This window comes from Lachnospiraceae bacterium GAM79 (assembly GCA_020735665.1).
Taxonomy (GTDB): domain Bacteria; phylum Bacillota; class Clostridia; order Lachnospirales; family Lachnospiraceae; genus Coprococcus.
In genome coordinates this window covers 2,378,738-2,391,449 of the sequence record CP085928.1, presented here as the reverse complement: position 1 = coordinate 2,391,449, position 12,712 = coordinate 2,378,738, and the positions used below count along the sequence as shown (strand labels likewise).

The window sequence follows — 12,712 nt, the reverse complement described above, 5'->3', positions numbered from 1 at the left end:
TAAATGAGTCATAACTGATCACAGTAAGCCGTTATTACAGATAGGCTTTTATATATGGTGATGTTATGCGAATATCTTATCAACAGGCTTTGCGACATACATAATGGTAAGCATCAGCGTGCAGGCAGCCCAGATGATAGGTTCGGTGATCGCTACGCCCAGATATCCGAGGGCAGGTGCCAAGAACATAACAGCAAGGATCTTTCCGACCATTTCGATCGTACTGGAAAGCACGGGAACAATCTTTCTTCCCATACCCTGCATAGCACAGCGAAGTACGAACAATGGTCCGAGTACATAGAAACAGCACATGCTGATTCGGATATACATAACAGCTGGATCGATTACAGCTGCGTCGCTTGTTCCGGCAACCAGACGGAGCAGAAGCGGAGCGGTTGGGAAACCGACCAGAATAATAAGTGTGGTTGCGATCGTATTTATAAGGATGCCGGCACGGATACCGGATTTTACACGGTCGATCCTTTTGGCACCGATGTTCTGACTGACAAAGGTTGTAACTGCGTTTCCGATAATATAGAGAGCTACATCGAGGATATCGAAGATCTTTCTTGCTGCGGTATGTGCAGTAATGATATTTGTACCTAGTTTATTGATAGAACTCTGTAAGGTAACAGTACCTATATTTACGATACAGCTCATGAATCCCATGGCGAGAGCGGATTGTACCAGATCGCTGAAATCTGTATGGTCAACTCTGTATTCATCTTTTTTGGGGATCAGGAAGTCACATTTTGTGAAGATGTATATAAAACATGCAACACCGGCAACTGCCTGCGAGATAACTGTAGCGATAGCTGCTCCAGCAACACCTGAATGGAAGCCCTGGATAAATAACAGATCCAGTCCGATGTTCAGCACAACTGCGATGCCAAGGAAGATCAATGGGGTCTTGCTGTCACCGACAGCACGTAGCAGATTTGCACCAAAATTATAAATTGCTGAAAAGATAAGTCCTGCTAAAATGTATTTGACGTACTTGTCAGCCATATGTATAATTTCCTCAGGTGTACCAAGAAGCACCAGGAGGTCATATATAAACAGAAGTCCAACGATCGTAAGAACGATGGAAGTAACAAAGGTGAGGATTGCTGAGACACCGATACATTTTCGCATGTTTTTCTGATCCTGAGCACCGAAATACCGGGCTATCGGGATCGATAAGCCGAGCGTGGCGCTGTTCAGAAATCCGATCAGTGTATTCGAGATAACACTGGTTGCTCCGACGGCTGCAAGCGCATCGGGATTGATACAGTTTCCGACAATGGCAGAATCACAGAAGCTGTAGAACTGCTGTGCGATCTGTCCGAGAATCATTGGAAGGGCATAGAGCCATATTACTTTTATTGGTTTTCCTTCGGTTAAATCTTTCATATTATATAACTTGCAGAACGCCATCAGACGCTGCTTTCTCCTTTCGTACTATTGAATTATATACATTTTTGGGAAAGTGTAAAGAGAAGTAAACATAAAAAAAGGTACAGAAAATTTACAATCAGATTTGGTGAAAATGACAGATTGTGGAAGAAAATGAAAATTGCTGCATGAAAATGGATAGATATATCATGGATTATGCAGTATGATATGTAAGATAAGTTTAGGTTTTATCGGAAATAATGTATGTTAGAATAAAAAGTTAGAAGGATTGGATACGAATGAAAAAAGATAATCAGAAAGATGAAAAGATATCTAATAAAGAAGAAAGTAGTCGGCAGAGATTGAAAGGTTTATCCTTTATAAAGGCATTTTTGTTTTTTGCTGTTTATATAGCAATATTGGTCTTGGTAGGGGTGCAGGCGGTATCCAGATCCGGGGAGACAAATAAAAAGAAGATTTCCATATATAAAGAAGCAACGCCGACGGATGCAGATACCGATATAGAAGGTGTGACAAAAAATGAGAAAGAAAATACAAAAGATCATCTGGAACTTGCTCAGCCGGCAGAATTAAAGAAGGTAGATGCTGTTTCTGCCGGACAGGACTATAATGGCATAGATCTGAAAGACAATGGAATGCCATATGCCATAAAGATTAATCGTAAAGAGAATATTGTTACAGTATACAGTCTGGATTCGGATGGTTTTTATACAGTTCCGGTTAAGGCATTTCGATGTTCGGTATCACTGGATGATACGACACCGGCAGGCTTATTCACAACAACAGAGAAGCGGTTGGAATGGGCGATCCTGCAAGGAAATGTATACGGACAGTATGCTTACCAGATTCATGAGGGAATTTATTTCCATTCCGTTCCTTATACAGAAAAGGGAAGCGATAAACTTGAGACATGGGAATATAATAAGCTCGGAGAAGGGGCATCGCTTGGATGTATCCGTATGTGTGTGGCGGATGTGAAATGGATCTATGAGAATTGTATGCCGGGAACACAGGTATACTTATTCGACAGTGATTATCCGGGACCGCTTGGCAGACCACAGCAGCCATATGTTTTTACTGAGACAGATGATACTGGCTGGGATCCGACAGATACGACGCCGGGCAATCCGTTTGCCGGAACGGCGGCGATATATGGAGCGGTAAGCCATAGCATTGAAGTGGGAGAGCCGTTTGACAGTAAGACAGGTGTTCTTGCATTTTCATCAGATATGGAGAATGTAACGGATCGGCTCATGGTAGAAGGAACAGTAGACAACCAGACACCGGGTGAATATAAATTATCTTATTACTTTTATGATAATGGAAAGAAAATATTACGGGATATCTATATTACGGTCAAGGACACGGAACCTCCTGTTATTACGGAAGCACCGGATGAACTGCACCTGAGAGGTTATCATGGGGATGCAGATGAACTGGCAGCTTTGATCGCGCGAAATGTTACAGCCTTTGACAGTGATAAGAAGATCATCTCATACGATGTGATCCCACAGACGGAGGAAGTCGGGGTAGACGATGACCGGACAACAGAGAATCCGGTTCTTGTGATAGACCTGACAGGTGTACAGGAGACACCGGGAACCTATGAAGTATCCTGTTATGCAAAAGATACCGCAGATAATCGATCAGCCGTGTGGAAGATAACGATTGCTTTAGAGGAATAGAGAAGGACAGCAGAAAGCTGAAAAAGAAGAGAGGTTAGAAGTTGGATATTCGATCAGAAAATGATAAAAAAAGCGGTTATGAAGTGCAGATGGAAGCAGAAGAACGAGTGATCGTATTTGCAGTAACCACCGGTGGAGTATCGGTAGAGGATACAGAGAAATCACTGGATGAACTGGAGGAACTTCTGGAAACCGCAGGGGCAGCTACAGTCGGAAGACTAATCCAGAGTCTGGATCGTGCAACAAGTGATCTATATCTTGGCAGTGGTAAGGTAGAAGAACTGCGAAGCATGGTCGCTATGTATGATGCGACAGGCGTCGTCTGTGATGACGAGTTATCACCGGCACAGTTGATGAACCTTCAGGATGCACTTAATATAAAAGTAATGGACAGAACGATGGTTATTCTGGATATATTTGCCGCACATGCCGGAAGCTATGAAGGAAAGCTGCAGGTAGAGCTGGCACAGCTCAGATTCCGGGCGACCAGACTGGTAGGTATGCGTGATTCCCTGTCGAGACTTGGTGGAGGAATCGGAACCAGAGGTCCCGGTGAGAAGAAGCTGGAGATCGACCGTCGAGTGATAAGAGACAGGATCTCGAAGCTGAAAGCGGATCTTCGTCAGGTAGAAGGCAGACGGACAGAACAGAGAAAGCAGCGGAACAGGACGGGGATTCCGGTTGTAAGTATTGTAGGATATACAAATGCCGGCAAGTCAACTCTGTTAAATAAGCTGACGGGCGCAGGTGTTTTGGAAGAAGATAAGTTATTTGCAACGCTTGATCCGGCAACGAGAAATGCTGTACTTCCCGCCGGACAGCAGGTGCTGTTCACGGATACGGTAGGATTTATCCGCAAGCTGCCACACCATCTGGTGGAGGCATTCAAGTCGACACTTGAGGAGGCGAAGTACAGTGATGTAATCCTCCATGTTGTGGATGCGTCCGACCCGAACTGGGATCGGAATATGGAGACGGTCTATGCGACACTCAGACAGTTAAATGTAGATGAGGAAAAGGATCATCCGATCATTACAGTGTTCAACAAGATTGACAAACTGCCGGAGGGTGGGGATATATCGATGATCAAGGACCTTCGCGCGGATCGTATGGTATATTTGTCAGCAAAGACCGGTGCTGGAATCGATGATCTGCTGGTACAGGTTGAAGAAGTTCTGCGGGAGCAGAAGACATATATCCGGCATACATTTGCTTATCAGGATGCGGGGAAACCGGGGCTGATAAGGAAATATGGCGAAGTTCTGACGGAAGAATATCTGGAGGACGGAATCTTTGTTGAAGCATATGTTCCAAAGAGCCTGATCGGTCAGCTTGGTTTGGATAAAAATCTTTGACAAATCCTCTGTTTTCTACTAATGTAGGAATTGTCGGAGTTAATATAGAATAAACATGAAAACGAAGCAGATGGATGATCTGCTATATATTCATCAGAACGAAAGGAAAATGAGATGAACGAAAATAATATGAATCAGGGATTCCCGGAGAATCCGAATGGTGCTGATGGCGGTATGAACGATCAGACACCGGAAAACAATATGCCATATGGTTATAATGCAGATCCGAACATGGGCGCATACAATAACATGAATGGCTATAATGCAGATCCGAACATGGGCGCATACAATAACATGAATGGCTATAATGCAGATCCGAACACGGGTGTATACAATAACATGAATGGCTATAATGCAGATCCGAACATGGGATATGCACAGCCGGACATGAATGAATTTGGTGACCAGACACCATATCAGGCGACTGTGCCAAAGAAGAAAAAAGGTGGAAAGATCGCATTATTTACATTTATAGGTGTTGTGCTGGTTGCAGCTATTGTTACTGCAGTTTATTTCTTTGTAAGAAAGACTCCTGCCGAGGCAATTAAGGCGGCAATGAAGAATACAGTTACCGAGTCGGTAGATTCATCACCGTTAGAAGATGTAATCGGCGTATCAGAGTTCAGTGAAGATAAGATGGATTTTGATATGAACCTGAAGGTGAACAGTATTTATAAAATGGATGGTTTATCCGGATCTACATACGGAATAAGCGGAGCATTTGAGAAGCAGAAGGATAATTCATATAATCTGAATCTGAATGGTTCCCTGACTATTGCCGGCGAGACCGTAAACGCAAATCTTTATGGCATTGACAAGGTTTTCTATTTTGAGATTCCTGAGCTGTATGATTCTGTGTTCAAGATGGATCTTGCGGCTATGCTGAAATCACTTGATACATCAGATATGGACGAAGCAACCCAGAATGAAGTAAAGGCGCTGTATGAGAAGTATATGGAGCCTGCTACAGAGGATTTGAAGAAAGCAGTTACCTATGACAGAGTAGGGAGCGCAGAGATTGAGAATCACAACGGCGACAAGGAAAAATGTAAGCAGTATACAGTTACACTTCCGACTGCTGATGTAAAGGCATATGTGACAGCACTCTGTAATTATCTGAATGCTTATGCATCTGATTATATTACTGATGATCAATTAGATGAGATCGGAGTTACAAGAGCTGAATTATCACAGGCATTTCAGTACATTCCAACTTATTATGGAATGATGTTCTCAAAAGATTTTGTTGTAAATATATATGTTAAGAAGAATCAGTTAGCAAGAATCAGTATGGATTATAAGTTTACTGCTCTTGGTGGAACTGCATCTGTTGTATGGGATTACATGGGTGAAGAACACCCGGCGGATGATGTTTATTTCTGTGCATCCGTAAAGAAGGACGAGAAGGAACTCGGATCCGTATCATTCAGTAAGAAGAAAGAGAACACAAAGGGCTCTTATGTATATAAATTAACAGACAGCGTTGTTGTAAATGATAAGGCTGTTGCCGGTCTGGAACAGACAGCGACCTTCACAAAATCGACAAATGCATTTGAAAGTCATCTGACATTGACTGCAAATGATGAGGCTGTATTTGCATATGATCTGACAGGAAGCCTGAAGGATGTCCGGAAGGGTAAATCCTTTGGCGCAACAGTTGATTCGTTTAAGGTTACGGATGGTGGCGATACCGTATATGCGGATCTTTCCGGTGATGTACAGTTTGGTGATCTTGGAAAAGAGATCGGGAAGCCGGACGAATCCAAGCAGGTTGTAGATTATACTGAGATGACAGATGAATATATGGAATCAAATATCAATCAGGAAGCAGCACAGAGAATTGTGTCAGCATGGGGTTCGGCACTTGGTTCTGCAGTTGATAACGGAGATATAGACATTGACGATTTTATTACATCGGATGCAACTACTGATGATGGTGACAATGATGATGAATATGTAATTGACAGTTCTTCCATTGATGATGTAGATTATTCCGGTTATGTCATGAAGGGTGAAGGCTATACAGTTGCCCTGAATGATCCGGCAGGTTACGACAGAGGATATGCAGATGATGAAGAGATAGATATCTACAATGACAAATATAATGCATATTATACATTGACACCGAACTGCGACAAAGAGAAGGAATGCGAGAACTTTATGACATATTTTGACTATCTTGGAGAAGATGGCAGCGTTCTTGATAAAAAGATGGAGCAGGTGACCGGAACTGATGGCAAGACAATGGACTGTTATGTAATAGATTCAGATATCTACGATATAAAGGTTCGTGATTATTACTATTTCTATCCGATCAACGATAAAGATTATATAGTTGTAAATGTAAATGTCTGGGCAAACGGAAAGGATCAGGAGGTTGATGCCGATATCACAGCCATCGCCAATGAGCTTGTCAATGGCCAGATCATAAATGTACAGGAGCAATAGGATAAAGGTATTCCGGGAGCACATATATGAATGTTGTAGAAGTAAAAAATGTAAGAATCGGTGAGGGTATGACAAAGATCTGCGTACCTATGGTAGCACCGACTGAGTATGATGTGGATATGCAGATACGAACGATCAAGAAATCTAAGACGGATCTGGTAGAATTCAGAGCAGACTGTTTTGAGGATTGTCTGGATATGGATGTATTGCTAAAAATACTTGAGAAGATTCAGGATGAGTTAGCAGAGTTTCCGATCGTATTCACATTCCGGACCAGAAGTGAAGGCGGAAGTCATGATATTACACCGGATCAGTACAGAGAAATGTTGTTACGAGTGGTTGAAAATGAACTGGTTGATCTGATCGATGTTGAATATTTCTATGATATTCCTTTTGTTACAGAAGTAATTGAAGCAGCGCATGATCATGGTATCAAGGTGGTTGTATCCAATCATGATTTCAAGACGACGATACCGATGGAACAGATTGTGGGCAGATTCAAGGAAATGATAGACACAGGTGCAGATATTGCGAAGATCGCAATGATGCCTGAGGATGGCTCACAGGTTGTCGACATGATGCAGGCTGCAAAGGAATTGCAGGAGTATGGGAATCAGACACCGCTTATCGTTATCTCTATGGGTGAGCTTGGCGTATCAACCAGAACAACCGGAGAAATGTATGGCAACTGCATCTCATTTGCAACTGCGGGTATTCCTTCTGCACCGGGCCAGATCGATGTGGAAGCACTTCGCAGTCAGCTTGAGATGATCCACAATATAATCGGCAGCTAGAGATGAAGGATGGAGACTGGATAGTTTTATTTGCAGAGGACAGAGATTTTCTGCGGATAAGATTCTCCGGTCTTTATTCTTATAGAACAGGAGAGATTGGCTTGAAAGAATATATTAATAAATATCTGGACAGATACAGTAAAAGAGACTATTATCCCTGGCATATGCCGGGACATAAAAGGCAGGATGTATTTGCGGATGATTTCTGGGAGATATTATTCCGTCGGGATTTTACGGAGGCGGAAGGGCTGGACGACCTTCATGAACCGGAGCTGTTCATGAAGGACAGTCTGGAGCAGATGAGACGATTCTACGGCACAAAGAAGACATATATGATGGTGAATGGTGCGACCGGTGGGATACTGGCAGCACTCTTTGCATGTGCACCGGAGCACGCAAGGATTCTGATGGGAAGAAACTGTCACAAATCTGTCTGCCATGCAGTAAGCCTGTTGAATCTGGAACCGGAGTACATTGTGCCGGAGCTTTTGCCGGGAACAGATATATTTGCAGATATTACACCGGAACAGATCGGGCAGAAGATACAGGAGATGAAGCAGAGAGGTGAGCTGCCTGCTGCTGTGGTTATCACTTCGCCGACTTATGAGGGCGTGATCTCGGATATCTGCGGAATTAAGAATGTACTTGTTCCGTATGATATCCCATTGATCGTGGATGAAGCACATGGAGCACATCTTCCGTTTATGCCGAAGCGGAATCTGTCAGCAGTTGCGGCAGGAGCGGATCTGGTTATCCAGAGCACACATAAGACACTTCCGGCATTGACGCAGACCGCACTTCTTCATGTGAATCGGAAAGATCTGATTCCGAGGGTGGAACGCTATCTGCATATTTTTCAGACGTCATCACCATCGTATCTGTTCACACAGAGCATGGAGAAAGCGGTCGTATATGCAGTGAATCACCCGGAAGTATTTGACGCATATCGAAAACGGCTAAAGCATTTTAGAAAAAAATGTAAGGAATTGAAGCATATCAGACTGTTACAACCGAAGCAGACATGTTATGCTTATGATAAATGTAAGCTGGTATTCACAGTGACGGGCATATACCCGGAGAATATGGATAATACAGATGGCAAAAAGTATGAAAAGGCGACCGGCCCATGGCTTGCCCATGTACTGGCAGAGAACTTTCATCAGGTGGTTGAGATGGCAGGAGCACAGCATGTGATCGTCATGACATCATTTGCGGATAAGAGAAAAGCGCTTGATCGTCTGTATGAGGTCTTAAAACAGATAGATTCAGAACTGGAAGAGGCGTCTGATGAAGCGGGAAGAGATGCAATCCGGGAGTATGATACAGATTCGACACTGTCGGAGACGGAGGATGCCGTTTTGTTTAATACAAGGTTTCATCTGCCGGAGCAGATTATGACGCCGGGCAGGGCGTGGACATTTGACAGTAGCAGAAAGAAGCTGACAGAGGCAGAAGGATGCACAGCGGCTGATTATGTGTATGCGTATCCGCCGGGAACTTCGGTTATCGTACCTGGTGAGAGGATTGACGCGCAGGTGATCCGGGATATCATACATATGGTGGAAACCGGGCTTAACATGATCGGAGTGGAATGTCCGCCGGATGGTATATATATACAGGTTATAAAAATGTTATAGTACAATAACATTTGGGGCTGTCAAAAGGGTTCGGTAATTGGATCCGGATTGGCGATATGATAAAACAGATAAAGGAGTATGGAACATATGCAGGGAATATTTATAACGATGGAAGGACCGGACGGAGCCGGCAAGACAACACAGATCGAGCTGTTAAAGGACTATCTGAATAAAAAAGGATATGACGTACTCATAACCAGAGATCCGGGCGGAAATGCGGTTAGCGAAGCGATCCGTGAAGTCATTTTGAATAAAGATTTTACAGAGATGGGATATATGACAGAGTTGTTATTATATGCGGCAGCGAGAGCACAGCTTGTAAAAGAGAATATCAAGCCGGCATTATCTGCAGGCAAGGCAGTTATCGCTGATCGTTTCGTAGATTCGTCAGCTGTATATCAGGGAATCGGACGGGGACTCGGAATTGATACTGTTTATAAGGTGAATGAATTTGCCTTACAGGGTATCCTGCCGGATATGACATTTTTAATGGATCTGGATGCGGAAGCCGGCATTGCCAGAAAGAAAAACCAGGCAGAGCTTGATCGTATGGAGCAGGAAAGTCTGGAGTTCCATAAGAAGGTTGTCGAGGGTTACAGATGCCTTGCTGAGATGAATCCTGACCGTATCGTAAAAGTTGATGCGGCTTTGCCAAAAGAAGCAATACATGATATAATAATTTCGTATGTAGAAAAATGGCTGGCAAGACCATAGCATAAGCAAGGAGAAGAGCATGATAGAATTTTCTGAAATTATCGGACATGAAGATATAATCCAGCATTTTAAGAGAAGTATAGAGATGGGAAAGGTATCCCAGGGCTATATTATAAATGGAGAAGAAGGCAGTGGTAAAAAGACTCTGACGCGTGCCATAATCAAGACTCTGGAGTGTGAAGAAGGCGGAACGGAGCCATGCTGCAAGTGCAAATCATGCAAGCAGATGGATACGGATAATCAGCCGGATGTTACATGGGTCACACATGACAAACCAAATGTGATCTCTGTAGAGGAAATCCGTGATCAGGTAAATAAGGATATAACGATCAAACCGTATAGCAGCCGGTATAAGATCTATGTGATCGACGATGCACAGCTTTTAAATGCAAATGCACAGAATGCTCTGCTTAAGACGATCGAGGAGCCACCGGAGTATGCGATCATTTTCCTGTTGACCAGCAATATTGACAAGATTCTTCCGACGATCATTTCCAGATGTATCGTACTGAATATTAAGCCTGTCAGAGAGCGGGATGTACTGGACTATCTGATGAATGAGCTGAAGCTTCCAAAGGAAAAAGCGGATTTCTGTATGGACTTTGCACAGGGTAATCTGGGTAAGGCGATCCGACTTGCGACCAGTGACGAATACAAGGAAATCATAGAGGATGTAACAGGTGTTCTTCGCAAGATCCCGGATATGACAGTCGACGATATTATGTTTGCGATCAAGAATATGAACCATCACAAGTTAAAGATCGGTGATTATATTGATCTGATGATGATGTGGTATCGCGATATCCTGATGTTAAAGATCACCGGAAATGCCGGACGGCTGATGTTCAAGGAATATTATACGGATATCCGCAAGCAGTCATCCCACATCTCCTATGAGGGAATTGAGGATGTCTTAAAGGCAATGGATAAGGCGAAGATCCGTCTGGAAGCAAATGTTAACTTTGATGTGGCTATGGAACTTATGCTTCTGACTATAAAGGAGAATAAATAATGAAAGAGATCATTGGAGTTCGGTTCAGACCGAATGGTAAGATTTATTTCTTTTCACCGGGAGACCATGATGTTGAGTGTGGACAATTTGTTATCGTAGAAACTGCCCGTGGTGTAGAATTCGGAAAAGTTGTACTGGGTAAGCGGAACATAGACGATGGTAAGATCGTATCCACTTTAAAGACGATCATAAGAGTAGCTACTGATGAAGATAAGAAAAGACACGAAGATAATAAAGAAAAGAGCAAGAAGGCATTTGCTATCTGTAAAGAGAAGATTGCAAAACATAAGCTTGATATGAAGCTGATCGAGGCCGAGTATACATTTGACAATAATAAAGTACTGTTCTACTTTACCGCAGATGGAAGAATTGATTTCCGTGAACTGGTAAAGGATCTGGCATCTGTATTCAAGACAAGGATCGAGCTCCGTCAGATCGGTGTTCGTGATGAGACGAAGATGGTTGGCGGTATCGGTATCTGTGGCAGGGAGCTGTGCTGCCATGAGCATTTGTCAGAGTTCGTTCCGGTATCGATCAAGATGGCAAAGGAACAGAATCTGTCATTGAACCCGACAAAGATATCCGGAGTATGCGGAAGACTGATGTGCTGTCTGAAACATGAACAGGACACATATGAGTATCTGAATGAGAAGCTTCCAAATGTCGGAGATTTTGTTCGGACAGTGGATGGAAATAAGGGTGAAGTCTTATCTGTAAGCGTACTTCGTCAGAAAGTAAGGATCGTGGTTACGGATAAGGATGATAATAAAGAGGTTATGGAGTATCCGGTCAGTGAACTGAAGTTCAAACCGAAGAAACGAAGAAATACAGAGCGTATCAGTGACGAGGAATATAAAGCACTGGAGGCGCTGGAAGATAAGGGAGGAAAATCCAAATTTGATGATTGATCTTCTCCCTGATGAACGTATAGATGATCTGCAATGCAAGGGGTATCAGATCATACAGAATCCCAATATGTTCTGCTTTGGCATGGATGCTGTACTGCTGGCAAATTTTGTAAAGCACAGACGGGATGGCATGTACATGGATCTTGGAACGGGAACCGGTGTTATACCGATCCTGCTGGCAGCAAAGGAACCGCCTGACGGAACCTGTCAGTTTGTCGGTCTGGAGATTCAGGATGCCTGTGCAGAGATGGCAGGAAAGAGTGTCAGATTAAATGATCTGGAACAGAAGGTTCGAATCGATCATGGAGATATCAGAGAGGTCTCCTGTAATTACAGGAAGGCCTCTTTTGATATCGTTACATCGAATCCGCCGTATATCAGCGGGAATCATGGACTGACAAATCCTGACGAGCCGAAGAATATTGCCAGACATGAGATCTGCGTGACGCTTTCAGATGTGATAGAGGCAGCGGCATATCTGCTGAAACCGGGTGGCAGCTTCTATATGATACATAAGCCGTTCCGGCTGGCAGAGATTTTTGAAGGGCTGCTGGCAAATGGACTGGAACCGAAACGGATGCAGCTTATTCATCCATATATTGATAAAGAACCGAATATGGTGATCGTAGAGGGCGTAAAGGGCGGTAATTCCAGAATCAAGATCGAGCCGCCGCTGATCGTCTATAAAGAACCGGGTGTTTACACGGAGCAGCTTCTCGATACATATGAAGGGGAAGCAAAGAAATAAAACAGACAGAACAGGA

At 43.5% G+C, this 12,712-nt stretch carries 10 protein-coding genes; 9 read left to right on the top strand and 1 reads right to left on the bottom strand.

Features of this window, described 5'->3' with window-relative positions; all coding sequences use genetic code 11:
• Window positions 1-63: 63 nt before the first annotated feature.
• The gene (locus tag LK416_10815; protein ID UEA74142.1) at window positions 64-1,392 is read right to left on the bottom strand and encodes an MATE family efflux transporter; all 1,329 of its coding nucleotides are present in this window, start codon (window positions 1,390-1,392) and stop codon (window positions 64-66) included.
• A gap of 281 nt (window positions 1,393-1,673) precedes the next feature.
• Between LK416_10815 and LK416_10810 the strand changes: the two genes are divergently transcribed.
• The 9 genes from LK416_10810 (at window position 1,674) to LK416_10770 (ending at window position 12,696) form a co-directional block, all read left to right on the top strand.
• Window positions 1,674-3,080 carry a L,D-transpeptidase family protein gene (locus tag LK416_10810; protein ID UEA74141.1) on the top strand — a complete coding sequence of 469 codons (1,407 nt, stop codon included), beginning with the start codon at window positions 1,674-1,676 and terminating at the stop codon, window positions 3,078-3,080.
• 89 nt (window positions 3,081-3,169) lie between these two features.
• Window positions 3,170-4,435: a GTPase HflX gene (gene hflX, locus LK416_10805; GenBank protein ID UEA75913.1), complete on the top strand. Its 1,266-nt coding sequence runs from the start codon at window positions 3,170-3,172 to the stop codon at window positions 4,433-4,435.
• 114 nt (window positions 4,436-4,549) lie between these two features.
• Window positions 4,550-6,883, top strand: coding sequence for a hypothetical protein (locus LK416_10800; protein ID UEA74140.1), 2,334 nt, complete (start codon window positions 4,550-4,552; stop codon window positions 6,881-6,883).
• Window positions 6,884-6,909: 26 nt separating this feature from the next.
• Entirely contained in the window at window positions 6,910-7,677 is a 768-nt protein-coding gene (gene aroD, locus LK416_10795; GenBank protein ID UEA74139.1) for a type I 3-dehydroquinate dehydratase, read from the top strand.
• 101 nt (window positions 7,678-7,778) lie between these two features.
• Window positions 7,779-9,314: an aminotransferase class I/II-fold pyridoxal phosphate-dependent enzyme gene (locus LK416_10790; GenBank protein UEA74138.1), complete on the top strand. Its 1,536-nt coding sequence runs from the start codon at window positions 7,779-7,781 to the stop codon at window positions 9,312-9,314.
• Between the two features lie 87 nt (window positions 9,315-9,401).
• Window positions 9,402-10,028, top strand: coding sequence for a dTMP kinase (gene tmk / locus LK416_10785; GenBank protein UEA74137.1), 627 nt, complete (start codon window positions 9,402-9,404; stop codon window positions 10,026-10,028).
• A gap of 19 nt (window positions 10,029-10,047) precedes the next feature.
• Complete coding sequence (locus LK416_10780; protein UEA74136.1) at window positions 10,048-11,040, top strand: DNA polymerase III subunit delta; 993 nt, start codon at window positions 10,048-10,050, stop codon at window positions 11,038-11,040.
• Window positions 11,040-11,948: a stage 0 sporulation family protein gene (locus LK416_10775; protein ID UEA74135.1), complete on the top strand. Its 909-nt coding sequence runs from the start codon at window positions 11,040-11,042 to the stop codon at window positions 11,946-11,948. Before LK416_10780 ends, LK416_10775 begins: the two co-directional genes overlap by 1 nt.
• On the top strand, window positions 11,938-12,696 hold the full coding sequence (locus tag LK416_10770) for a tRNA1(Val) (adenine(37)-N6)-methyltransferase (protein UEA74134.1): 759 nt from the start codon (window positions 11,938-11,940) through the stop codon (window positions 12,694-12,696). Before LK416_10775 ends, LK416_10770 begins: the two co-directional genes overlap by 11 nt.
• The last annotated feature ends 16 nt before the right edge of the window (window positions 12,697-12,712 follow it).